This is a genomic window from Acetobacter fallax (assembly GCF_011516735.1).
Lineage (GTDB): Bacteria > Pseudomonadota > Alphaproteobacteria > Acetobacterales > Acetobacteraceae > Acetobacter > Acetobacter fallax.
Genome location: NZ_WOSX01000040.1, coordinates 1 through 22,686 on the forward strand (window position 1 = coordinate 1; position 22,686 = coordinate 22,686).

The window sequence follows — 22,686 nt, forward strand, 5'->3', positions numbered from 1 at the left end:
ACCCCGGACCAGATGGCCAACAGCAACGCCGTCAGAAGGGCGGCATAACAACAACCGGGTATAGCTTATCAAGCCCGCAAAACTGTCCGAACGGACGGGACCACCTCAAAGAGGTCATAGCGCGTGCCTTCTCCGCCACGCGTATCGGCGGTGATGCCCGCGGCGTAGCGCACGGCCTGATTGAGGTTCAGCACACCGCGCGTATCCATCTCGTCGCGGGTAATGACCGTGACTGACTGCGCTGTCTCGACCAGAGGCGTATTTGTCTTTGTGGCGGAAGACGCAATGGTCGAGGCTTTACGGCCACGCACTTCGATCTGCTCGACCTGCGTGGCGGGTGTTCCGGGCTTTCCGGTGGCGGTCTGACCTGGCGTGACTGTTCCGGATTGCCGGAGCCTGTCGTTTTTTTTCTCCTGGCTGGTTGCTGCCAGGGCTGCGTCGCTCAGAACGAGCGAGAAAAGAACCGTGTAGATAATCCTGCTGCGCTGCATACCCAACTCATTTCGTGACCGGATCGCACTGGCTGCGAGGCAGGAATCGGCCTTGGTATTAAGAATGATAATTAATTGCGCTCGTAGCCATATTCGGAGATGGTATCAAGCGGTCGGCATGCTGTTGGCCCAAACGCGATCAAATTCTGCCTGATCGGCAAAACTCCGATTGCCGCTGCGGGGGGCGGCGGATCAGGCTGCGCCCGGCAAAGTCGATTTTTCATGAGGTGGCACGGAGAAACAGCAACCGGGCCAGGTTCTGCGCGGGCCACGATCCCGCGCCTGACGCGACCGTCTCCGCATCGTTTCCTTTAGCAGCACGGCATTTCCGGTTTACCCGATATCAGGGGGAACAGGCCACGGAAGAAGCCGTTCAGAAGCTATCCGCACGGATAGTTCCACATCGACAGTGCCGAACTTCGGACGGGTGATGGCAGGGTCTGCCGTTATGTCGCCACTGGCCGGAGGTCGAGGTTCGCCTTTGTGGAGCTTGTCGGCAAGACCGGGAGACCTGATCGCAGCCGTTCTTTACAGGGTCCATACCGTTCTGACCGATAACGGCATTAAACACTTTACGACGGGACGCCTGCTCTTTTACGGGCGTGACGTCGACGACGACCCGGATCGCAGTGTCCGCGGGGCGACGCCGAAAGTTCGATGAAACATCGTGCTGAAGCTTGCTGCATTGTCGTAGCCAAGATCGAACGCGACCTCGGCGATCGACTGGCCCGCCGCGATCCGGGCGGCTCCCTCCACAACCCGCACCCTGCGCCGCCACGCTGCAAACCCCATTCCCATCTCCACCTGAAAAAGACGGGTAAAGGTACGTCGTGCCATACCGGCCTGCGTCGCCCAGTAATCGATATCGTGGCGATTTCCTGGCCGGGCGATAATTGCTTCACACACGCGGCGCAGCCGGTGGTCTGACGGGAAGAGCAGGCGATCCGCGATCCGGGGCGCGCGCCCGATTTCATCAACCAGAAGTCGGGCGATAACCGACATGCGGTCATCCATGACGAAACTGAACCTCATGGCGATGATCTCGTCCACAAGACCTCGTATAAGGAAGGACGCATCGAACATCTTACAGGAAAGATTGTCGGCGCTGGTCAGGCAGGAATCGACATAGATGACCTGAAACATCAGGTCAGTGCGGCAGGTCGCCTCATGAAGCGTGTTGGCAGGAAGCCACAGGCCCTGGCCGGGACGAAGCACGAAACTCTCATCCTGCGTGTTGATCGTGACACTTCCTGACAAAAATACCGACAGTTGTGCCCGGTCATGCGTGTGAAACCGATCAACAAGGCCACCGACGTAGCAATCAGCGAATCCCACGACAGGGGGCGGGTTACGCGGAAGGTCGGCAGTACGTTTCATGACACCATGATTTCATCCGGATTTTCCTGGACAGGTTATCATGCATCGTTGCTGTTCTGCCAGTACAATGCCTGCCATCAACAGTCAGGAATGCCCGCAATATCCTTTCATCAGATACGCGTCCGATCATCGCGGTCATTCCAGAATGTTGGCAGTCAGCAACTGTACTTATTTCGGAAAACTGACTGATTTCACTGTGTGGTTGGGATCTGAATCATCGGGAACGACGGTGGCCGGGCTGAGCCCGGAGTGTGCAGCCGGTTTGTGATTCAGAACCGGGACAGGACTTCGGTGATGAGGTCGTAGGCGGCTTCGACGTTACATTCTCTGAGGAAGAGAGTGTTTTTGGGAAGGTTTGTGATCCCCCACCAGTCGATGACGGTCATGCCCATGGTGAGTTCGCTGGCGGTTTCGATGCGGACGTTGACCTGGCGGCCTTTGTAGAGTTCGGGGCGGAGGAGCCAGAGGACGGTGTTGGGGTCATGCAGCGGGCCGCCATCTGTACCGTATTTGTTAGCTTCAAAGGTTTTCTCGAAACGGAGCCAGTCGGCGACGACTTTTCCGACGCGGTTTCCGATGGCTTCGAAGCGGGCGAGGCGTGCGGCGCTGGTGTGGAGGGTGTGGGTGACGTCGAGGGGGAGCATCGTGATTCTGATGCCGGACTCAAGGACGATCGCGGCGGCGTGAGGGTCGGCATAGATGTTGAATTCTGCGGTGGGCGTGATGTTGCCGACTTCCGAGAAAGCGCCTGACATGGTCACGATCTGACCGAGGCGGGTGCGGAGTTCGGGTTCGCGGGAGATGGCGAGGGCGAGGTTGGTCATCGGGCCGATGGCGCAGAGTGTGATGCTGCCGGGCGGGTTTTCCATCACGGTTCGGATGATGAAATCGACGGCGTGTCCGGGAGCGGCTTTCTGCGTGGGGTCTGGCAGGTCGGCTCCTTCGAAACCGGTGCGTCCGTGGACGTGGGTGGCGTCGATGGGTGCGCGGAGGAGGGGACGGTCGGCGCCGGTGTGGACGGGGACGGTTGTGACGCCGGCGAGGTCCATGGTTTTCAGGGCGTTGATGGTGGCCTGGTGGACGTTGACGTTTCCGGCGACGGTTGTGACACCGAGGAGGTCGATTTCGGGGCTGATGAGGGCGAGGAGGATGGTCAGGGCGTCGTCCTGGCCGGGATCGGTGTCGATGATGATTTTCATGTTCGGGGCTCCTGCTCTTTGGGTTTTGATTAGAACGGGTGGGGGTGGATGTCATCCCGGCGGGGGCTGGTCAGGGCGGCCTCCGGAAAGGCTCTGTTGTCATTAAGTGCTGGCCCCTTCCCAGGGCTTTGCCCTGGAACCCACCAAAGGTCACAGACCTTTGGAAACCATTTTATTATGAATCAATCGGGGTGAAGGGGCGTGCGGCTCTGCAGGGTTCGGGCAGAGGCCGGGTCTCCCTTCCCTCCCCCGTCCGGCTCGCTTATTTCAGGACCTGACTGATGGAAAGGAACTGCGATGACCGGGGGACAGGATGCGCGGGATGAGGCGCTGGCGTCTCAGTATGAGGCTTATCCTTACCCGGAGCGTGATCCGCGGGATGAGGCGAAGCGGCTGCTGATCGGGAGTCCGAGTCATCTGCGGGAGATTGATTACTGGGTGTTCGGGGCGACGCGATCGCGGAGTCTGCCATTACGGGTGCTGATTGCGGGCTGCGGGACCGGGGATGCGGCGATCATGCTCGGCACGCATCTGGCGCGGGCGGGGCGAGCGGGCGAGATTGTGGCGCTGGACCGGTCGGAGAAGGCGCTGTCCATTGCGCGGGCTCGGGCGGAGGTGCGGGGGCTGGAGAATATCCGGTTTATGCAGGGGTCTTTATCGGATCCGGATCAGCTCGGGCTCGGGGCGTTCGATTACATTGATTGCTGTGGAGTTCTGCATCATCTGCCGGACCCGGATGCTGCGCTGGCGGGGCTGGTGCGGGTTCTGGCGCCGGGGGGCGGCATGGGGCTGATGGTTTATGCGCCGTATGGGCGGACCGGGGTTTACATGCTTCAGGATGCGCTGGCGCGGCTGGCTCCGGCGTCTGAGGCACCGGGAGAGCGGCTGGATGTGGCACGACGGGTGATGCGTCATCTGCCGGCTACGGCGTGGCTGCGGGCGAACGGGAATTTTGGCGATCATCTGAGCGGAGGGGATGCGGGGCTTTATGATCTGCTGCTGAACCCGCGAGACCGGGCTTATGACGTTCCGGCGCTGTTCGGGCTGCTGGACCGGGCGGGGCTTGAGGCGACGTGTCTGATGGAACCGGCGCGGTATGACCCGGCGCTGCTGTTGCCTGATCCCCGGTTGCGGGCGCGGGTCGAGGGGCTGGATTTGCGGTCGCGGGCGGCGCTGGCGGAGGAGCTGGCCGGGAACATGGCGACGCATGTTGTTTATGTTGTGCGGCGCGGGGAGGAGGCTGGACGGGCTGATCCTTTTGCGCCGGATGCTGTGCCGGTGATGCGGGAGATTCCGGGTTCGGAGCTGGTGAAGCAGATGACGCCGGACAACCGGCTGCGGTTTGCGTTCGGGACGCTGGAGGTTCTGCTGCCGTTGCCGGGGCAGGCGCGCGGGCTGCTGCCGCTGATTGACGGGGTGCGGACGGTGCGGGAGCTGGGTGAGGCGATGGAGAGCCGGGGGGTGTCGGCGAAGCGGTTTGCGGGGCTTTGGCGGGAGGTGTTTACGACGCTGGAGCGGGTGAACCGGGTGTTGCTGAGGGCGCCGGAGTGAGCCTCACGGCGCCACCCTGAAACCCGGCAGGGACCGCAGGCCCCTGCACCCCGATTGATTAATAATAAAATGGTTTCCAAAGGTCTGTGACCTTTGGTGGGTTCCAGGGCAAAGCCCTGAGAAAGTGTCAGCAACAAGGTCCTGGACTGGCACTGTCACTTTCGGCGCCATCCCGCCCCTTCGTGGATAGCCTCGCCTCGCGCTTCCAGTTCTTCGAGCATGGAGCCCAGCATTTCGGCGGCGGCACGGGACAGGTTCTGCGGGAGGTTTCTGTAAAGCGTTGCGAGAAGCTGGTTTTCCGGTTGCGGAGCTGGTGTCAGGGCGCTGAGCGTTTGCGCAATTTTGTTGAGGCGCGACTTCAGGAGGCCGCTGATGAAGGATTCGGGCTCGGTGATGGGCGGGCCGTGGGCGCTGAAGAGGGTACGGTCGTTACGGGCCCGTGTCTCTTTCAGGCTGGCGAGGTAGGCGCTCATGCTGCCGTGCGGGGCGCGGAGGATGACGGAAGTGGACCATCCCATGATGTGATCGCCTGAGAGCAGGCGACCATCGCCGGCATCGACACAGACATGGTCCATGGTGTGGCCGGGGGTTCTGACGAGACTGATACCGGGGAGGATCAGGGTGTCGGGGTTCTGGCCGTGGCTGCCACCGTAGAGGGGGGCTTCGGCGAGGCGGGCCAGGGACTGAGCGCCGGCTTCGTGATCGTGGTGGCTGTGGGTGACGAGGATGGTGTGGATTTTTCCGGCGCAGGCATCGAGCACGGCCTGCTGGTGGTGCGGGTCTTCCGGACCGGGATCGACGACGATCCAGCCGTGTTCAGCCTCGATGAGCCAGGTGTTGGTGCCGTGATAGGTCATCGGGCCTGGATTTCGGGCGACGACGCGGACGAGACCGGGGGCTTCGGTGAGGGGCTGGCCGTATTCGGGCGTGGCTTCGAGGTAGCGGGAGGGCGGCATGGACGGGGTGCTCATGTGGTCTTTATGGTCGTGACTGAGGTGTGCGGCAGTTTTACTCTGTCAGCAGGTTGCGGAAGATCTGGTTCATTTTCGGTGGTTTTATCTTTTGCAGGCGCGGAGGTGAGCCGAAAATGACATCCAGGTGAGTGGCTGACCATCACTGTGAAAGTGCTCTGCGGGACGTGTTGCTTTGTGCCGCGATCAGCACTGGCATCAGCAGGAGGAGGCTTGCCACGCTCAGGAGGGCGGAGACCAGTCCGTATTCGGATGCGAGGCCGGCGATGGAGAAAAATCCCAGGCTGATGGCGATGACGGCCATGCTGAGGGTTCGTTGCGGGTCTTCGGGGAAGAGCTGGTCCTGTGCGGCGGGCAGGGGCGTGGCAGGCGAACCGGTAAACGAGCCACCACAGGAGCGCGGGGCGGGCGGACGGGTTACGGACGGTTCGGGCGATCAGGCTGTGGCAGGCGATGGCGGTGCCGCCATTGGCGAACAAGGGTCCGGACGCGGCGATCAGCGCGGCCTGCCAGCCATGTCCGCCGGCGAAGATCGGGGTGTAATCGACATTTTCACTGATCTGCTGCTGGAGCAGGATATTGTCGATTCTGGCGGTTCCGTAGTCGAGGGCAAACGGACTGGCTTTCCACCGCAGTATCCATGCTGTGAAAGAATGCGCGTATTCGTGGAAAAAGAAGTTGAAGGGGTGCGCCGGCAGGACTGACAGGAACACCGCGAGGCCGAACCGCAAGGGAGGGCCGGGGGCGTCGCTTCTTCTTCTCACGCTGTCAGGTTCCCGTCATGTCGTCGGCAGACAGGAGTACAATCTGTCTTTTTCGTTGCTGTGTCGATCCCGTCGCGAGGGGGGCGGACTTCAGTGGTAGCGGCGGAGGAGGCCGACGAGCTGACCCTGAATTCTGAGGCGTTCGGCGGGGACGATGCGGGTTTCATAGGCGGGGTTGGCGGCTTCGAGGGCGATGGTGTTTCCGCGTTTGCGGAGGCGCTTGAGGGTGACCTCGTTATCATCGAGGAGAGCGACGACGATCCTGCCGTTATCGGCTGTTTCGGTGCGGAGGATGATGACGGTGTCACCGTCAAGGATACCGGCTTCGATCATGGAATCGCCGGCGACTTCGAGGGCGTAGTGTTCACCGGCGCCAAGCATGGCGACGGGCACTTCGACCTGGGTGCCGCTGTCTCTGAGGGCTTCGATGGGCAGACCGGCGGCGATACGGCCGTAGAGGGGCAGATTGACGGAGCTGATGGCCTCGCCTGTGCGCACGCCGGGAAGACGCTGGGAGAAATCGCCTTTGATGACGTTCAGCGAACGGGGGAGGTGCTCGCCTGCGGCTGCCGGAGGGGCGTCGCTGTCGGGCAGGCGGAGAATTTCGAGGGCTCTGGCGCGGTTATGCCGGCGCTGGAGGAAGCCGCGTTCCTCCAGGGCTGAGATGAGGCGGTGGATACCGGATTTCGACTTCAGGCCGAGGGCTTCCTTCATCTCGTCGAATGAGGGGGAGAAGCCGGTTTTCCGGAGATGGGAGTCGATGAACAGCAACAACTCATGTTGTTTGCGTGTGAGCATTCACCGGGCCTTTTTTCTGATTTCTGAGCGTGTCTGAGATGATTTTGTTCTACATTGGTTCTCATTTCGGGTCAATGTGATTTGAGATCCGGAGAGTCTCCGGGCACCGGGTTTGTTTTATAAAACGGGCTGGGCGGGCTCTGTTCGCGTTAAGACCTGACACCTTCTCAGGGCTTTGCCCGTGATGACCACCAAAGGTCGCAGACCTTTGGAAACCATTTTATCGGGGTGCAGGGGCCGTCGTGCGCAGCACGCCTTCGCGTGACGGTCCCTGCCGGGTCCGGGCAGAGCCCGGTCTTCTGATGACCCTTTGAAAAATCACAGATCAACACGCAACGACAACAGAGCCTTTGCCGGGTCAGTCATCCCGTCGTCCGAAGCGGATAATCCGGCACGTTTCACCGGCGGACGCGGCGGGCGCGTGGGCGGGACGGAGGATGAGGGCGTCGCAGGTGGCGAGCGGGCTCATCATGCCGGAATCCTGTTTCGGGAACGGGGTGGCCAGGAGGGTTCCCTGCCCGTCGCGCTTCAGGGTGGCGCGGAGGTGATCGAAACGAAGGTCGTTGGCGGGAAGGTCGCTGGCGAGGGTGGCGATGTCCTGCCCGTGATCGGAGGTGGTGTCGCCGGTCATTTTGCGGAGGGCGGGCAGCACGAAGACGATGCCGCAGACAAAGGCGGCGACGGGGTTGCCGGGCAGGCCGATGACGGGGGTTCCGTTGAGGTGGCCGAACATCAGCGGTTTGCCGGGGCGCATGGCGATTTTCCAGAAATCGGTGACCAGTCCGGCTTCTCCGAGGGCGGCTTTGACGAGGTCGTAATCACCGACGCTTGCGCCCCCGATGGTCAGGAGCATGTCGGTTGTGCCGAGGCCGGTCGTGGCCTGGCGGATGTCGCCGGCGGCATCTTTTGCAACGGGGAGGATGACGGGGTCGGCGCCGGCGTCTTTCAGAAGGGCGGCGAGCATGAAGGCGGCGGAGCCGATGATGGAGCCGGGGGGGACGGTGTCACCGGGCAGGACGATTTCGTCGCCAGTGCTGAGGATGGCGACGCGGGGGCGGCGTCGGACGGTGATCCACGGGCAGCCGGCGGCGGCGGCGAGGCCGATATCGCGGGCGGAGAGGCGTTTGCCGGCGGGGATGACGGGCTGGCCCCTGGTGAAATCCTGGCCGTGGGGACGGATGAAGCGGCCGGGGGCGACGGGCTGGGTGACGGTGATGCGGTCACTGTTGCGGGTGGTGTTTTCCTGGATAAGGACGGCATCGGCGCCGGAGGGCATGACGCTGCCGGTGAAGAGGCGCACGCAGGTTCCGGCGGTGACTGTCTGGTCGGAGGGGTGACCGGCGGGGGCTTCTCCTGTGATGAGGAGATTGGTCCCGGCGGCGGTATCTGCGGCGCGGACGGCGTAACCGTCCATGGCGGAGACGTCGGCGGGCGGGTTTGAGAGGCGCGCGAGGACGGGTGCGGCGGTGATTCGGCCGGCAGCTTCTGTCAGGGAGACGGTCTCTGTGCCCATGAGCGGGAGGTCGGAGACGATTCGGGTGAGGGCTTGAGAGGGGTCGATCATGGCGACTTTCGACTTTTTTCGTGTTCCGGAGAGTTCCGGGGCGCATGAAAGCTTGACCTGACCGGCCCGGATGCGCAATTTGCGCCAAACCTGAACAGGGTCGCGATCGGGCTGCATATCCGGACCGGCGGCCTGGCTACCACCCCGAGGATCTTATGGCCAAGAGCAATGTCATCCAGATCCGGCTCGTCTCGACGGCAGACACCGGATATTTCTACGTCACGAAGAAGAACGCCCGCGCCCAGACCGGCAAGATGGAACTTAAGAAGTACGATCCGGTTGCGCGCAAGCATGTCGTCTTCCGCGAGGCGAAAATTAAATAAGCTTTCCTGCCGGAAAGTTTATGCGGAAAAGCGCTGCCTCTTTTGAGGACAGTGCTTTTTCTTTGTCCTGAGTGTCAGGGCTTTGCCCGTGATGCCCCCCAAATGTCTCAGACCTTTGGAAAGGCCCTGTTGTTTTTACGTGTTGAGCTGTGATTTTTTAAAGGGTTAGCAGAATCCGGGCTCTGCCCGGACCCGGCAGGGACCGCAGGCCCCTGCACCCCGATTGATTCATAATAAAATGGTTTCCAAAGGTCTGTGACCTTTGGTGGGTTCCAGGGCAAAGCCCTGGAAAGGGGCCAACACTTAATGACAACAGAGCCGTGGGGAAACAGGATCAGTAAAGCTGATCGTGTTTGTCGTAGGGCACTACGATATCGTTTGGATTGGCCAGGTTGAGCATGGCGCGGGCGCGTTCGTCGAGCATGTCGCCGTTCAGGGCGCCTTCGCTGAGGCCTGAGACACGACGGCGCCAGGCTGTCTGTTCCTCGACGGCGTTTTTCTGCGATTCGCGGGCGTCATCGAGAAGCTGAAGCTGCTGGTGATAGGAGTGAAGTCCGTGGGCGCCCTGGGTGGCCTGCCATCCGAAATAACCGGTGAGGGCGAGAAACAGTGCCGGGGGCAGGACCGCGTTCATTGTGCGACGAAACAGGCGACCAAACTGCATGCGACTCTGCGCCTCCGGAATAGCCCCTCAGGGCAGGGCTGAGACTATGGAGCCCAATTCTGGCAGGAGTCGGGCAAGCCCAGACCTTGCCCGTGCCCAGGACGGGCCACAAGCTTGCGGACCGCCAAAGGTGAGCAGAAAAAACCACCCGGCCTGTTTTTCAGACTGTGTGGTTTTTTTACAACATTCCGGATGCTGGAAATTCTTAACCTATTGTTAACGGGCTGATTTTTTCAGGATCGTTCGGCCAGCATAGGCACCGGCCGTAGCCAGTTCCTGCTCGATGCGTATGAGCTGGTTGTATTTCGCCGTGCGATCGGAGCGGCAGAGCGAACCGGTCTTGATCTGCCCGCTGTTTGTGGCGACGGCGAGGTCGGCGATTGTTGAATCTTCGGTTTCACCGGAGCGGTGGCTGACGATGCAGGTGTATCCGGCGCGGTGGGCCATTTCCATGGCGGCGAGCGTTTCGGTGAGGGTGCCGATCTGGTTCACTTTGACCAGCAGGGAGTTGGCGATGCCGTCCCCGATGCCGCGGCTCAGGCGGGCGGGGTTGGTGACGAACAGGTCGTCGCCGACGAGCTGGATGGTTTTGCCCAGGGCTGCGGTCAGGAGAGCCCAGCCTTCCCAGTCATCCTCGGACATGCCGTCTTCGATGGAGGCGATCGGGTAACGTTTTGTGAGGTCTTCCAGGTAGGCGACCATGGCGCCCGAATCGAGGGTCTTTCCCTCCCCTGCCAGGACGTATTTGCCGTCTTTGTAATATTCGGTCGCGGCGCAATCGAGTGCGAAGGTGACGTCTTCGCCGGGGCGGTAGCCGGCGGCTTCGACGGCGCGGGTGATGTAGGACAGGGCTTCGTCGGCGGAACCGATATTGGGAGCGAAGCCGCCTTCGTCACCGACATTGGTGCTGAGACCGGCGGCAGAGAGGGCTTTTTTCAGCTGCTGGAAGATTTCCGAGCCCCAGCGGACGGCATCCGAGAGGGTCGGGGCGCCGACTGGCTGAATCATGAACTCCTGGATGTCGATCGGGTTGTCGGCGTGCTGGCCGCCGTTGACGATGTTCATCATCGGGACGGGAAGGACGTGCGCGAACGGGCCGCCTATATAGCGGTAGAGCGGGATTTGCAGCTCGGCGGCGGAGGCTTTCGCGATGGCGAGGGAGACGCCGAGGATTGCGTTCGCGCCCATACGGCTTTTGTTGGGGGTGCCGTCGAGGTCGATCATCGCGTTGTCGATGTCGATCTGATCCTGCGATTCCGCACCTTGCAGGGTTGGGAAAATCTCGGTTTCGATGTTTTCGCAGGCTTTCAGCACGCCTTTGCCGCCGTAGCGGGCTTTATCGCCGTCACGCAGTTCGACGGCTTCATGGGCGCCTGTCGATGCGCCGGAGGGAACTGCGGCGTGGCCTTTCGCGCCGGATGCGAGTTCGACGTCCACTTCGACGGTGGGGTTTCCCCGGCTGTCGAGAATTTCCCGTGCGATGATATCGACGATGGCGCTCATGGTTCTGCCTCTGCGTATTACGTTCTTATTACGGCATGCTGCCCTGACGCGCTGCCAGGGAGCTGTTTGTCAGAAGGCCCCTCGGGGCCGGGTTGTCAACTGACAAATCGGGGTCGGACGGTGTGTGCGCCATGAAGGCATTTCCTGCATCGAAATGTATCGGCTTCCCGAACCGGGGCCGGTGGTCATGGTCACGACGTGAAACCGTACCGGGGTCGCCAGCCTCATGTCGATGGGGTTTCATATGGTTTGCAGCATGATGGTCCGCCGCTGACCGGCTGCATTATCGGCCCGTGGGATTACAGCTCTACGGCACTCCGGGAGCCGGGAGACGAGGATGTGTGGTTACCATTCCCGGCGTCAGTCTGGCGGAAGTGATGGTCGATATCGGCAAAGGGTCGATAAATTTACCCGCTTCGGGCTGACGTGGCTGCCGGCAGGCAATGTGGGGGCGCCGCTTGTCGGGGACTGTCTCGCCAGTATTGAGTGTCGGGTTTCAGACACGACGAGGGTTCGGGCAGAGCCCGGGCTTCCGCCAGCTCTTTGAAAAATCGCAGATCAGCACATAATGCTAACAGAGCCTTTCTGAACCATGTGGATGCACCCGCCGCCCTCATGGAACGCGGATATGAGCGGCGGCGTTCACGGTCTGGCGGACGGATTTCTCCTGTTGCAGAAGGGAGTTTCCGACAGGCCGGTGACATCGGGAGGGCTGGACAGGGCATGAGAAAACGCGGGCATTTCGGACGGATGTGGGCTGCGGTGATGCTGGCGGGCGCGTTTGCGTTCGGGGCGCGGGCGGATTCCGGTCCTGTTTATGGCCTGCGGCTGGAGGGGTTTGCGTATCCCTGGCCGGTGCGGGAATTTGGCTTCACGTCACAGCGGCAGACGTTGCGGATGGCCTATCTCGATGTCCGGCCGGCGCAGGCAAACGGGCAGGTTGCGGTGCTTCTGCATGGGAAGAATTTCTGCGCGGGAACCTGGGAGGAGACGATCCGGGTTCTGGTGGCGCGGGGATATCGTGTGATTGCGCCGGATCAGATCGGATTTTGCAAGTCGGACACGCCGGACAATTATCAGTTCTCGTTTGAGCAACTGGCCCTGAATACGCGCGATCTGCTCGACAGTCTGGGGATCGGGAAGGCCGTGATGATCGGTCATTCGACCGGGGGCATGCTGGCGGTGCGGTATGCGCTGATGTTTCCGGATCGGGTAACACAGCTTGTGATGGTTGATCCACTGGGGCTTGAGGACTGGCGGGCGAAAGGCGCGCCTTACCAGAGTGTGGATCAATGGTTTGTGGCTGAGCGGCATAAGACGGCGGATGCGATCCGGGCTTATGAGAAGAAAGTTTACTACGCCGGGGAGTGGAAACCGGCTTACGAGACATGGGTGCAGATGCTGGCGGGTCAGTATCGCGGATCCGGGGCTGAGGCGCTGGCGTGGAACTCGGCCCGGCTTTACGACATGATTTATACGCAGCCGGTGGTTTACGAATTCCCTGCGCTCCGTGTGCCGACGGTTCTGATGATCGGCGACCGGGATATTACCGCTATCGGAGCGGACCGGGCTTCGCCGGAGGTGCGTGCCAGGCTTGGGCATTATCCGGCGCTTGGGAAAGAGGCGGTGGCGGCGATACCGGGGGCGAAACTGATCGAATTTCCGACGCTGGGTCATGCGCCGCAGATTCAGGACCCGGCGGCTTTCCATAGTGCGTTGCTTCGAAGCCTCCGCTAAGAGTTCCGGCTGATGAGGGCGGAAGGGATGCTGTGACGTGCCGGGTGAGTTGGCGTGAGTGAGGGTGTTTCGGCGGGATCGGGACCGTGTGAGGCAGGCCAGACTGGTCCTTACAAGCGGATTTCCGTGATTGCGGAAGATCTGGCGGGGATGCGGTCACAGGCGTTCGGTCTGGCCGGGTATCTGTCGTTGCCGGGTCGCTTCTGTGCGGTTCAGCGGCCTTCCGGGCTATCGCGATGGCTGCCGTCCAGGCTCCGGAGAAATCCTCCGGGGATGGTTGCGGACGTGGACGGATCGGAGGTGTCTGATCTGTTTTTCACCGTTGCCGGAAAGGGCGGAACGGCGGGAGCGGCGTTGCATCGCCGCGGGCGGACTGTTGTGCAGATCCAGAATCCGCGTGTGCCCTGTGATCGTTTTGATCTTGTGATTGCCAATCATCATGATGAGATCGAAGGGCCGAATGTGCTGCTGAGCCGAACGGCTCTGCATGGACTGACGGCGGCCCGTCTTCGGGCGGCGCGTGACACATGGGCAGGGCGGCTGAGGACGCCGGGGCGTCCGCTGCTGGCGGCTCTTGTCGGGGGTGCAAACGGTCGGTTTCGTTTTGGTCGTGATGAGGCGCAGGATCTGGCGCGCCATCTGATCGCGGCGGCGCGACGGATTGACGCGTCTCTGTTTCTGACGACATCGCGACGGACTGGCGAGGAAGCGACGGCGGTTCTGCGGGAGGCTGTTGCGACGGCTGGCGGGCAGATCTGGACCGGGGGCACGGATAATCCGTATGCTGGTCTGATTGCGTGTTCTGATTTTCTTGTGGTGACGGCGGACAGTGTTTCGATGGTCTCGGAGGCTGTTGCCGGGGCGGCACCGGTTTATGTGTATCGGCTGCCAGGGAAGTCGCGACGGATTGGCCTGTTTCTCAAAACGCTGGAAACGTGTGGCCGGATCAGGAGGTTTGAGGGTAAGGCTTTGGACTGGCCGGTGACACCGCTTGATGACACGCCGCTTATGGCGCGGGAGATGTGCGGGCGGCTAGGGATTCCGGACTGTCTTCGGGGATATGTCTGACGTTTTATCAAAGAAGCTGTGGTCATTCAGTGCTGGCTTCTTCACAGGGCTTTGCCCTGGAACCCACCAAAGGTCACAGACCTTTGGAAACCATTTTATTATAAATAAATCGGGGTGCAGGGGCCTGCGGTCCCTGCCGGGTTCGGGCAGAGCCCGGGTTTCTTCCAGCCCTTTGAAAATTCAGGCTTCAACACGTAATGATAACAGAGCCTTTGCAAACCTTATTATTTTTTTACCATCGGGAGTGAAGGGGCCTGCGACCCCTTCCGGGTACGGGAAGATCCCGCTTTAACTTAGTTCCTGTAAGGATATTTCCTTAAAACTGCTGCGAAATACCAGTCAGAATCGTCCGGCGCAGTCCGTATTGCGGTGCACCGACGCCGATACCGCTGCCGTCACGCAACTCGTAGCGCTTGTCGAAGAGGTTCGTGACGTCGAGACGTAGCTGGGTGCGTTTGAGAAAGGAAACGTGGAGCAGATCGTTGAAGCTCTGTACCACTGAAAGATTGAACGTCGCGTATTGCGGCACTGAGGCGCCGTTTGGGGTCGCACCGTCTTTTCTGAGGCCACTGCCATAGACCATTGTGGCGGACAGACGGAGCGGGTGTCCTGTTTTGTAAAAAGCTGTGTAACTGCCTCCGGCTGACGCTGTCCATCGCTGGTCATGATCGAGGTGAATCCAGCGGTTTCGGATATAGGTCAGATCATCCGGATCGAAGTTCCACTGAGCTGTTGTGATATCCTTGCCGATAGCGCGTGACCAGGAGAAATTGCCATAGACGCTGAACGGGCCACGGGAATAATCGGTCGAAAATTCGTAGCCATTGACCTGGCCGCGACGGTAATTGAACACGGAAAGGAGGATTGGCGAGCCGAACTGGCCTTCGTCGATCATATTTTTTGCGAGTTTGACGTAACCATCGACGGAAGCGTGCCAGCCCGGGAGGAGTTCCTGAGAGAAACCTGCATCAAAATAGTGATCACGCTCGGCTTTGACGGTCGTATTCTGAAGTGTTCCGGGAGCACCGGAAGTGTTTGCGAATTTGTTCAGCTGCGTCGCGCCGATCAGCTCGAACGGAGGCGGTGTAAAATAGCGTGAATAACCAATATGGAAAGCACCTCCATGCCAGGGTTCGTAGACGAGATTGATGCGGGGACTGACCTGTTTTGAATGGGTGTATTCATCGACACCGTCGAAACGCAGGCCGTAGTTGATCGTCAGACCTCTGACCGGACGCCATTCATCCTGGGCGTAGAGGCCATATACCCAGCCTGTGCGACCGCTGCCGTCGTGGATGGTGGTTGTCTGCCCGTCATAGACCGCATTGCCATCATCATCGGTGCCGGTCTGCTGATAGACGGTTGAGTCCGATTTTGATGTCGTCCGCTCCACGTAGGCCTGATAGCCGAAACGGACAGTGTGATAGCGGTTGGCGCGCCAGGTCAGATCGCTCTGTGAGCCTGAGGAGAAGACCGACCGGTTGGCGCGCTGGGAGATGCCGTTATAGACGAGATCACCGAGTGCATCGGGGGAGTAGCCGAGCGAACTGTATCGTACGACGGCGGAGCTTTGCAGACTGACATTTCCCATTTCCTTCTGCAGCGACAGGATACCGAAATCCGTGATCTGCTTCTGGTGTTCATTCAGACTGCTGCTGTCGACGCTGCCGTAGACCTGCTGCGACAGAGCGCTGTCCAGATAGGATGGGTTCGCAAACTGTCTTTGCTGACCGGGATTATTCGGAAGCTGATATTCAGCGTTGGAGACACCGGCGGTCAGGCTGATGCGGGTATTTTCATCGGCGGTGTAACGCAGATGACCCAGGAAATGGTACTGATTGCTCAGATCATGCAGGGCGTTGAATTTCGGGGTCGGGTTTTCGATACCTACGCGGTCATGAACGAAATCGGCTGTGGCGAAATAGTCCCATTTTCCGGCATGGCCGCCATATTGCGCGGACGGGAAGAAGTAATCGCGGGCGCCACCGTACATGGAAACTTCACCGCCGGGATCGGCGCTGCCGTTTTTTGTTGTGATATCGATCACGGCGGCCTGAAGAAATCCGTATTCGCTCGGGAGCGCGCCGGTCGTCATCGACATGGAATGAGCGAAGCGCGTCATCAGAGCCTGACCGAAGACGCTCATCCCTTCCGGAAGCATCACACCATCGAGCCGGAACTGTACTTCGTTGTGATCACCACGAACGTGGATCTGGCCGTAGCTGTCCTGGGCGACACCCGGCGCCTGGAGCAGGACGGCATTAAGAGGCGCATTGTCGCCGCCGGGGATTTTCTCGATATCGTCGCGGGAGAACCGGTAAACCGTGGCGCCGGTTGAAGGCTGCAGGGAGGCGCGCTGACGATCCAGGTGTGCATTGACGATGATATGCTCTTCATTGGCGGGGGAATCTTCGATTCCGGACTGACCGGCCTGAAAAGAGGTGCGGGATGGCGCTGTTTTTTCAGCTTTTTTCTTTGTGCTGGTCGATGTAACTGCGGCTTTTTTGACGGTGCTGTCTGTATCATCCGTCCCGGCGAGGGCCAGATCGGGAGCCATGAAGGCTGTGCTTGCGAGAAACAGAGTCAGGAGCCGCAGCGAGGTGGGCGATATCATGAAGGCGGTTCCGGTCGTTGCGGGTGTGCGTGCGTTCTATAATGATATGTTATAACATATCAAGAGGTTTGTGCACGTGGTGCGAAACGATCATGCGGGATGACGGGGTGTCTCCCTTTTGGGTGGCTGGAAAATACGTTCGGTATAGTCCGGGTCAATGCCAGTATCGCGGACGATGACTGTTGCCATGGTCTCTGTCGGCAGCGCTCCGGACTGACACCGGGAACGCGTGTGTCGCGGGCATTGTGAGTGGCTTCTGCGGCGTTATTCAGAAGGGATCAGCAGCGCCTGATCGAGGAGCGCCGGGTCTGCTGTCACCAGATCGGTGTTCCTGTTTTTATCGGGTTCCACCTGGTGACACCGGCGGATGCGGAACATGATGGGTGCAGCTGACGAGGGCTCAGATTTTTACTGTGGGGATCACGGCCTTACGTGCGACTTTTCGTGCCGTGATCGGGGCCGGTCCGAAATCTTTCACAGCCGGATGTGCTGCCGGGGCGATCGGATGAAGCGACGCGGCGGTCTGGCGGCAACATTGCTGCCAGACGCGCAGCATTATACTGCCCGGGCTTATATGCATCTGAGTCAGCCGGGAGGCCGGGAACCGTGCAGACAGCGATTGCAGCGATTGATTCTGCCGGGTGGTAAAAGGCCGCGTTTACAATAATCTTTCGATCTGTGTTTGCGGTCAGTCCAGGGATGAAGAAAGGCGGACTGACATACCCGGACTCTGCGCTGAGCCGGCAAGGACCTCAGGCCCCTGCATAACACAGCGTAGTCCCGGAATATCCCGGATAGATTCAGATATTCCTACCGCGCGGCATCCATATGATCGAGTGGTTTCCCGTCATATTTTCCAGTCAGGGTTTTCAGGAAAGCGGTGATGTCGTTCACGTCCTGATCGGAAATATTCTGATCCGGTGTCTGGTATTTTGCCATCTCGCGCACGGCCTGCTCCAGGGTTTTTACGCTGCCGTCGTGAAACCAGGGGCCTGTAAGAGCGACGTTACGCAATGTCGGGATCAGGAAGCGGGAACGGTCCAGCGGATCGTGTGTGACTGCTTCGCGGCCGCTGTCGGCATCGGTGAATTTACCGCCGCGGGCCGCGAAGTAGTTCCCTTCAAGGCCCATAACTTCCATGGCCCCGCCGCCCATGTCCGGGCCATTGTGGCAGCCGGAACAGCCGATGGATTTGAACCGGTCATAGCCACGTTTTTCCTGATCATTCAGGGCTGTGTTATCGCCCTTGAGCCAGAGATCGAAGCGGCTGTCCGGTGTGATCAGGGTTTTTTCGTATTCCGCGATCGCGTCGGTGATCGTCCCCTGCCCTACGGGCTGTCCGGGATAAATCCGTTCGAATGCAGGGGCATAATCCGGATCGGCGGCCAGTTTGGCGGCGACTCCGGGCCAGTCATGGGAGCCCATTTCGACCGGGTTCATGACCGGACCAGCGGCCTGATCGGCGAGTGTTTTTGCGCGTCCGTTCCAGAACTGCACGATGTTGTAGACGGAATTATAGACCGTGGGGACGTTGATTGGTCCCTTTTGTCCATGAATACCCGTTGCCGTGGTCAGGTTGTCCACACCACCCTTATCGAGACCGTGGCAGCTGGCGCAGTTCAGGGTGTTGTCGCCTGACAGCTTTTTGTCGAAGAACAGTTTCTGGCCCAGGGCGACCTTATCGGCGTTGACGGGCCAGCTTTCCGGGATGGGCTGCACGGGTTCGGCGGCGAACTGCGGCGCGACATCTTTTGCCGCGTAGTGCCTGCGGCGCTCGTCATCGACCCAGGTCAGTACGGTCTGGCGCTGTGTTTCGGAGAGATGGGCGTGCCAGTGCATCAGCAGATACATCGATGGCGGCATCCGGTTCTGGCGGATGACTTCTTCGATGCGTGACAGTTCTTCCTGGTCTGGCGCTTCGCCCTTCTGGAAGGCTGCGATCACGGGCTCCAGGCGGAAGTGCCGCAATCCCTCATCGAGATCGTGTCGCATGAGCTGCGAGGCGAGCGGGAGGTGGAAATAGAACGGGAGGTCGGTGCCTTTTGTGTGACAGTAGTCACAGCGGGCTTCGTGGATCACCTCAAACGCGGCTTTGGCGACGGCATTTTGCTGTGTCGGAGAGTCTGCAGCGAGCTTCGGGCCGCCAGCATGATCGAAATGCGTCAGATACGCTACCGTGCCGCCATAGGCGACCAGGCCCGCGCCCACGATCCCCAGAATAAGTCCCTTCAACACAACCTCCGGTAACAGATGTCCAATTCGTAACCTGTTCCTGGGCTGGTCCGGTCAATCTGTCAAAACGATTATTTTCATAAAAATTATCGTTTCACTCGATTGTCTGGCGGCACGGGGTCAGGATTCGCCCGCTTCTTTTAATCGCTGACGGGCGATTGCCACATAATCCGGATCAATTTCGATTCCGATTCCATGTGATCCGGTTCGTTGCGCAGCCAGCAATGTCGTGCCGGTGCCCATGAACGGGTCGAGGACCACGGGGGCGGGCCGGCCGTGAAGCCGGATGCAGAGTTCCGGCAGCCGGACCGGAAATGTTCCGGGGTGATTGAATTTCTGCTCACGGTCCCGGACGGTTTCATAGGGCACGAACCAGGTGTCGCCCCTGCAGCGCTGGTCCTGCGCGTGGCCGCGCCGGGCGATGTTGCTTTTATCCTTGAAGGGGACGCCGGCACCGAGGCGGTCCAGACGGACATCGCCGTTCAGGGTGAGGTGGAACAGGTGTTCGTGGTTGCGATTGAGGTAGCGGCCGCTGTTGACCGGCTTGAAGTGACCGAACGAGTCTCCGGGCACGGCGATCGATTTCACCCAGGAGATGTGATTCTGCAATGAGAAGAGGTCGCGCAGGCGCACGACCAGTTCGAAGGGCAGCCAGGGTTCGGTGGAGGTTCCGGCGATATTGAGGAAGAACGATGCGTCGGGGCGCATGACGCGCCTTACGGCGGTGGCGATTTCCACCATCCAGTCGAGATAGTCATTCTCGGTGCGCCGGTCCTGATAGGAGCGGTAGCCGAGGCCGATATTATAGGGCGGGGAGGTGACGATCACATCCACGCTTTCCGGCTTCATGCGGCGCAGGATCCGGAGACAGTCGCCCTGGATGATTTCCTGTTGTCCGACATGATAACGCCTGACTCGCGGCGAACGGGGACGGGCGGGAGCGGCTACCTGGTCCGTTCTGTCAGTCTTTCCGGCGCCTGCGACGCGGTCTGTCTGCTTCACGCACTCCGCGCCGCAGCAAGGCGCCACGACGAGCCGGATACGCCGAGAAGTCGTTCAAACGTCCACAGATCGGAAAATTCTGTCACGGCGTCCAGGCCGGCGACGGGTTTTCCTTCAGCATTGAGGGTCATGCTGATCTGATCCGACACGATCCGGGCATCGATGGCCGCTGCGGAGCCGGCGGCGACATCTTCAAGGCGGACATCTTCGATGGCGATGCTGTTCACGGCGCGGATTTCGCTTTTCTGCGTCTCGCCTGTGGTCTCGCGCTCAGTGATTGCAGCATCGAACGCAGTGAAGGCTGCCGGTGTCAGGCGTTCACGCAGAACGGTGCGGTCCCCTGATGCATAGGCGGTCACGACCTGGCGGAAGGCACCGTCGACACCCGTGAGGAACTGTTGCGGCGTGAAGCCGCGCTCTTTCGTCGCGAGCAGGGCCAGTTGCTGGCCGACCCGGGTGCCGGGTGCCGGGATATCCATCTTCGGCGCGGCTGACGGTTCCGCACGTCCTTCGATGACCGGCCCTTCAGCGCTCCGTGGTGCGGGCGCGGGCGAACTCATCGGCTGGAAACCGACTTTTTTTCCAAGCACGCTGCGCAACCGCAGCGCCAGAAACGCGGCGATCAGAGCGAAGATAATAATGTCGACCGGAAACCGGCCGAGGGAACCGTCCATCTGTGATGCCACCCGGATTTATCATACGCGGCGCCGGAGGGTCCGGCCCGTTCGTAAAATTCTTACACCTGACACAGAGAATAGGCGGCGTGGATGACCGGCGCAATGACCCGATATCTGATTAAGATGGCAAATCCTTCATATTTGCCGTCTGTTCACCGGATTACGCTCATATTGATGTGACCGGTCCGACGAAACCATGGAGGTCTGTTTTGCCGATTGCGCATCATCCCTCAATTCCCATATGCGACATATCATGATCGTTCTCAGACACTGCGAAAGCGAATTTAATCGCCTTTTCACCGCGACGCGCCGCGATCCCGGCATCCCTGATCCCCCTTTATCGGACCATGGTCAGGCTCAGGCCAGGGCTCTCGCGCCGGCCCTGGGCGGCCAGAACATTGAACGGATTATTGTCTCCCCGTTCACCCGGACGTTGCAGACGGCGGCGCCGCTTGCGCGGGCGCTGGGCATCCGGCCGACCATTCATCCGCTGATCCGCGAACGGGCGGCATTTTCCTGTGACGTCGGCTCACCGCCGGCGCGTCTTGCGCTGGCCTGGCCGGAGCTTGATTTCTCGGGGCTGGACGAGACCTGGTGGACTGCAGGCATTGAGCCGCCGGAGGAGGTTGAGGAGCGGGCCGCGATTTTCCGGGCGGAGATGTGCGCGAGCCCGGTGTGGCAGAACACGCTCGTTGTCAGCCACTGGGGGTTTCTGATCGCTTTCACGGCTGCGAGCATGGAAAATGGCAGCTGGCGACGCATTGATCCGACGAAACCATTGCCTGCGATTTAACGCGACGGTCAGCCGCTGCGGTTGCGTGAGCCGTCTGTTATGAAGCGTTCGCTGTTCTCAGGCGCGGGCGCTCCATGTGGCAGACGCGCAGGGGTACGCTGTTGGCGAAGGCCTGCTATCATGCTACCGCGCGGTAGCCGGATTCACCCCGCAATAAACACCAGGGAACCAAACCGACATGTCCGATACCAACCAGATGGGTGCTCAGGGCGTCCCTCCTGCCCTGCCGCTTGCCATCAATCTGCAGTACACGAAGGATCTGTCCTTCGAAGTGCCGGCTGGCCCGGAAATTTTCACGGCTTTGCAGGCTGCGCCGCAGATTTCGGTGAACATCGATGTGCAGGCGAACCGCCTTCAGAATGATCAGTCCGTGTATGAAGTTGCTCTGACGATCAAGACGGAAGCCAGCGAGGCGCCGACGACTGAAGGCGGACCGGCCGGGCGTAAGGTGTTCATCGCTGAACTGACCTATGCCGCAGTTGTTTCCCTGAACAATCCGCCGCCGGAACTGGTCGAGCCGCTGCTGCTTGTTGAAGTGCCGCGTCTGATTTTCCCTTATGCCCGGAACATCCTCGGCGATGTCACCCGCGATGGCGGTTTCCCGCCTGTCGTGTTGCAGCCGATCGATTTCGTGGCTCTCTGGCAGGCGCGTCGCGCTGAGTTCGCCCAGACGGAAGCCGTCGGTCACGCCTGATCGAAAACGGCCGGGGCTGCGTCGTCTGACGCGGCCCCGGCTGTGCTTCTGTGATATGCTCTGAACGGAACTGCGCCCATGACTCGTGTTTTGAATCGTGATCCGGCATCGGATGTCCATGTGACGGACGCACCGCCTGTTCAGCGTCGTTTTTTCAGTCGTCTTGTGCCGGTCGCGTTCACGCTTGCCGCCCTTTCCGGCGCTGCCGGTCTGAGCGGATGCGCTGATCAGAACACGGCGGCCACGGCCTCTGTTCCGCCGGCGCGCATTCCGCCGCAGCAGTTTGCGCCGGGCACCGTCACCGAGACCGCGCCGCCGGAAAATGTTACGCTGGTCAACGATCCGTCCGCTCCGGCCAGTACGCCTCTTTGCGGGACCGCCGCGCGGGAAGCCAATGCCATGGCTGCTGCGATGTATCCCCAGCCGCTGTCGAGCGGAAATGCCTGCACGCAGAATGCATGCTTTGATCCCGCCACCCAGACCTATATCGCATCGGACAACACCCGGCGCGTCTGCCGCTAAAGGCCGGGCGTCAGGGATCGGGGCGCAGCCCCGGGACTCTCTTTCCGTGTGTCAGCCTCAGTGCTGGCTGGTATGATGTGTTCGACAGAAACGATGCGCCGCGTGGTCGTGCGCGGTGTTGCTGCGGGATACAAAAGGGATA

21 protein-coding genes and 1 pseudogene are annotated in these 22,686 nt (G+C 60.5%); 9 read left to right on the top strand and 13 right to left on the bottom strand.

Features of this window, described 5'->3' with window-relative positions:
- Positions 1 to 107: 107 nt before the first annotated feature.
- From GOB85_RS15075 to GOB85_RS15085, 3 genes and pseudogenes are all read right to left on the bottom strand, one after another.
- Positions 108 to 491 (bottom strand): annotated as a pseudogene (locus GOB85_RS15075) (TonB-dependent receptor plug domain-containing protein); the annotation flags it as partial.
- A 594-nt stretch (positions 492 to 1,085) separates the two neighbouring features.
- Complete coding sequence (locus tag GOB85_RS15080; protein WP_173578310.1) at positions 1,086 to 1,868, bottom strand: AraC family transcriptional regulator; 783 nt, start codon at positions 1,866 to 1,868, stop codon at positions 1,086 to 1,088.
- Positions 1,869 to 2,137: 269 nt separating this feature from the next.
- On the bottom strand, positions 2,138 to 3,067 hold the full coding sequence (locus GOB85_RS15085; RefSeq protein ID WP_173578311.1) for a nucleoside hydrolase: 930 nt from the start codon (positions 3,065 to 3,067) through the stop codon (positions 2,138 to 2,140).
- Positions 3,068 to 3,364: 297 nt separating this feature from the next.
- Between GOB85_RS15085 and GOB85_RS15090 the strand changes: the two genes are divergently transcribed.
- Positions 3,365 to 4,618, top strand: coding sequence for a class I SAM-dependent methyltransferase (locus tag GOB85_RS15090; protein ID WP_173578312.1), 1,254 nt, complete (start codon positions 3,365 to 3,367; stop codon positions 4,616 to 4,618).
- Positions 4,619 to 4,773: 155 nt separating this feature from the next.
- On the opposite strand, the gene GOB85_RS15095 is transcribed toward GOB85_RS15090, so the two are convergent.
- Positions 4,774 to 5,589 carry an MBL fold metallo-hydrolase gene (locus GOB85_RS15095; protein ID WP_173578313.1) on the bottom strand — a complete coding sequence of 272 codons (816 nt, stop codon included), beginning with the start codon at positions 5,587 to 5,589 and terminating at the stop codon, positions 4,774 to 4,776.
- Positions 5,590 to 5,731: 142 nt separating this feature from the next.
- On the bottom strand, positions 5,732 to 5,893 hold the full coding sequence (locus GOB85_RS15100; RefSeq protein WP_173578314.1) for a hypothetical protein: 162 nt from the start codon (positions 5,891 to 5,893) through the stop codon (positions 5,732 to 5,734).
- On the opposite strand from GOB85_RS15100, the gene GOB85_RS15105 reads away from it, so the two are divergent.
- A complete protein-coding gene (locus tag GOB85_RS15105) occupies positions 5,883 to 6,293 on the top strand; it encodes a hypothetical protein (RefSeq protein ID WP_173578315.1) in 411 nt (136 codons plus the stop codon). The two genes, GOB85_RS15100 and GOB85_RS15105, sit on opposite strands and share 11 nt — an antisense overlap.
- A gap of 150 nt (positions 6,294 to 6,443) precedes the next feature.
- Here GOB85_RS15105 and lexA read toward each other — a convergent pair whose 3' ends face one another.
- Positions 6,444 to 7,151, bottom strand: coding sequence for a transcriptional repressor LexA (lexA, locus tag GOB85_RS15110; protein WP_173578316.1), 708 nt, complete (start codon positions 7,149 to 7,151; stop codon positions 6,444 to 6,446).
- A gap of 358 nt (positions 7,152 to 7,509) precedes the next feature.
- Entirely contained in the window at positions 7,510 to 8,715 is a 1,206-nt protein-coding gene (locus GOB85_RS15115) for a molybdopterin molybdotransferase MoeA (protein ID WP_173578330.1), read from the bottom strand.
- A 155-nt stretch (positions 8,716 to 8,870) separates the two neighbouring features.
- Here GOB85_RS15115 and rpmG point away from each other — a divergent pair, with 155 nt between their 5' ends.
- Positions 8,871 to 9,038 carry a 50S ribosomal protein L33 gene (gene rpmG, locus GOB85_RS15120; RefSeq protein WP_146887705.1) on the top strand — a complete coding sequence of 56 codons (168 nt, stop codon included), beginning with the start codon at positions 8,871 to 8,873 and terminating at the stop codon, positions 9,036 to 9,038.
- A 334-nt stretch (positions 9,039 to 9,372) separates the two neighbouring features.
- Here rpmG and GOB85_RS15125 read toward each other — a convergent pair whose 3' ends face one another.
- Entirely contained in the window at positions 9,373 to 9,702 is a 330-nt protein-coding gene (locus tag GOB85_RS15125; RefSeq protein WP_173578317.1) for an FtsB family cell division protein, read from the bottom strand.
- Positions 9,703 to 9,918: 216 nt separating this feature from the next.
- A complete protein-coding gene (gene eno / locus GOB85_RS15130; RefSeq protein WP_173578318.1) occupies positions 9,919 to 11,205 on the bottom strand; it encodes a phosphopyruvate hydratase in 1,287 nt (428 codons plus the stop codon).
- 337 nt (positions 11,206 to 11,542) lie between these two features.
- Here eno and GOB85_RS19810 point away from each other — a divergent pair, with 337 nt between their 5' ends.
- From GOB85_RS19810 to GOB85_RS15145, 3 genes are all read left to right on the top strand, one after another.
- On the top strand, positions 11,543 to 11,752 hold the full coding sequence (locus GOB85_RS19810) for a flavin reductase (RefSeq protein ID WP_198912223.1): 210 nt from the start codon (positions 11,543 to 11,545) through the stop codon (positions 11,750 to 11,752).
- A 176-nt stretch (positions 11,753 to 11,928) separates the two neighbouring features.
- Positions 11,929 to 12,942, top strand: a complete 1,014-nt coding sequence (locus GOB85_RS15140; RefSeq protein ID WP_242011548.1) for an alpha/beta fold hydrolase — start codon at positions 11,929 to 11,931, stop codon at positions 12,940 to 12,942.
- 150 nt (positions 12,943 to 13,092) lie between these two features.
- Entirely contained in the window at positions 13,093 to 14,010 is a 918-nt protein-coding gene (locus tag GOB85_RS15145; protein WP_173578332.1) for a mitochondrial fission ELM1 family protein, read from the top strand.
- A gap of 316 nt (positions 14,011 to 14,326) precedes the next feature.
- Here the strand turns inward: GOB85_RS15145 and GOB85_RS15150 are convergent, their stop codons facing one another.
- From GOB85_RS15150 to GOB85_RS15165, 4 genes are all read right to left on the bottom strand, one after another.
- Positions 14,327 to 16,624, bottom strand: coding sequence for a TonB-dependent receptor (locus GOB85_RS15150; RefSeq protein WP_242011549.1), 2,298 nt, complete (start codon positions 16,622 to 16,624; stop codon positions 14,327 to 14,329).
- Between the two features lie 810 nt (positions 16,625 to 17,434).
- On the bottom strand, positions 17,435 to 18,856 hold the full coding sequence (locus tag GOB85_RS15155; RefSeq protein ID WP_173578319.1) for a cytochrome-c peroxidase: 1,422 nt from the start codon (positions 18,854 to 18,856) through the stop codon (positions 17,435 to 17,437).
- A 120-nt stretch (positions 18,857 to 18,976) separates the two neighbouring features.
- The gene (locus GOB85_RS15160) at positions 18,977 to 19,858 is read right to left on the bottom strand and encodes a DNA-methyltransferase (RefSeq protein ID WP_173578320.1); all 882 of its coding nucleotides are present in this window, start codon (positions 19,856 to 19,858) and stop codon (positions 18,977 to 18,979) included.
- The gene (locus tag GOB85_RS15165; RefSeq protein WP_173578321.1) at positions 19,855 to 20,532 is read right to left on the bottom strand and encodes a Tim44/TimA family putative adaptor protein; all 678 of its coding nucleotides are present in this window, start codon (positions 20,530 to 20,532) and stop codon (positions 19,855 to 19,857) included. Before GOB85_RS15165 ends, GOB85_RS15160 begins: the two co-directional genes overlap by 4 nt.
- A gap of 256 nt (positions 20,533 to 20,788) precedes the next feature.
- Between GOB85_RS15165 and GOB85_RS15170 the strand changes: the two genes are divergently transcribed.
- The 3 genes from GOB85_RS15170 to GOB85_RS15180 all read left to right on the top strand — a co-directional run bounded on the left by GOB85_RS15170 (position 20,789) and on the right by GOB85_RS15180 (position 22,544).
- Positions 20,789 to 21,328, top strand: coding sequence for a histidine phosphatase family protein (locus GOB85_RS15170; protein WP_173578322.1), 540 nt, complete (start codon positions 20,789 to 20,791; stop codon positions 21,326 to 21,328).
- A gap of 178 nt (positions 21,329 to 21,506) precedes the next feature.
- Positions 21,507 to 22,022, top strand: coding sequence for a protein-export chaperone SecB (gene secB, locus GOB85_RS15175; RefSeq protein ID WP_173578323.1), 516 nt, complete (start codon positions 21,507 to 21,509; stop codon positions 22,020 to 22,022).
- A 165-nt stretch (positions 22,023 to 22,187) separates the two neighbouring features.
- The gene (locus GOB85_RS15180; RefSeq protein WP_173578334.1) at positions 22,188 to 22,544 is read left to right on the top strand and encodes a hypothetical protein; all 357 of its coding nucleotides are present in this window, start codon (positions 22,188 to 22,190) and stop codon (positions 22,542 to 22,544) included.
- Positions 22,545 to 22,686: the final 142 nt, after the last annotated feature.

Coding starts and splice junctions, on each gene's coding strand:
- GOB85_RS15080 (WP_173578310.1), bottom strand. CDS start 1,868: ATGAAACGTACTGCCGACCTTCCGCGTAACCCGCCCCCTGTCGTGGGA.
- GOB85_RS15085 (WP_173578311.1), bottom strand. CDS start 3,067: ATGAAAATCATCATCGACACCGATCCCGGCCAGGACGACGCCCTGACC.
- GOB85_RS15090 (WP_173578312.1), top strand. CDS start 3,365: ATGACCGGGGGACAGGATGCGCGGGATGAGGCGCTGGCGTCTCAGTAT.
- GOB85_RS15095 (WP_173578313.1), bottom strand. CDS start 5,589: ATGAGCACCCCGTCCATGCCGCCCTCCCGCTACCTCGAAGCCACGCCC.
- GOB85_RS15105 (WP_173578315.1), top strand. CDS start 5,883: ATGACGGCCATGCTGAGGGTTCGTTGCGGGTCTTCGGGGAAGAGCTGG.
- GOB85_RS15100 (WP_173578314.1), bottom strand. CDS start 5,893: ATGGCCGTCATCGCCATCAGCCTGGGATTTTTCTCCATCGCCGGCCTC.
- lexA (WP_173578316.1), bottom strand. CDS start 7,151: ATGCTCACACGCAAACAACATGAGTTGTTGCTGTTCATCGACTCCCAT.
- GOB85_RS15115 (WP_173578330.1), bottom strand. CDS start 8,715: ATGATCGACCCCTCTCAAGCCCTCACCCGAATCGTCTCCGACCTCCCG.
- rpmG (WP_146887705.1), top strand. CDS start 8,871: ATGGCCAAGAGCAATGTCATCCAGATCCGGCTCGTCTCGACGGCAGAC.
- GOB85_RS15125 (WP_173578317.1), bottom strand. CDS start 9,702: ATGCAGTTTGGTCGCCTGTTTCGTCGCACAATGAACGCGGTCCTGCCC.
- eno (WP_173578318.1), bottom strand. CDS start 11,205: ATGAGCGCCATCGTCGATATCATCGCACGGGAAATTCTCGACAGCCGG.
- GOB85_RS19810 (WP_198912223.1), top strand. CDS start 11,543: ATGTGTGGTTACCATTCCCGGCGTCAGTCTGGCGGAAGTGATGGTCGA.
- GOB85_RS15140 (WP_242011548.1), top strand. CDS start 11,929: ATGAGAAAACGCGGGCATTTCGGACGGATGTGGGCTGCGGTGATGCTG.
- GOB85_RS15145 (WP_173578332.1), top strand. CDS start 13,093: ATGCGGTCACAGGCGTTCGGTCTGGCCGGGTATCTGTCGTTGCCGGGT.
- GOB85_RS15150 (WP_242011549.1), bottom strand. CDS start 16,624: ATGATATCGCCCACCTCGCTGCGGCTCCTGACTCTGTTTCTCGCAAGC.
- GOB85_RS15165 (WP_173578321.1), bottom strand. CDS start 20,532: ATGGACGGTTCCCTCGGCCGGTTTCCGGTCGACATTATTATCTTCGCT.
- GOB85_RS15170 (WP_173578322.1), top strand. CDS start 20,789: ATGATCGTTCTCAGACACTGCGAAAGCGAATTTAATCGCCTTTTCACC.
- secB (WP_173578323.1), top strand. CDS start 21,507: ATGTCCGATACCAACCAGATGGGTGCTCAGGGCGTCCCTCCTGCCCTG.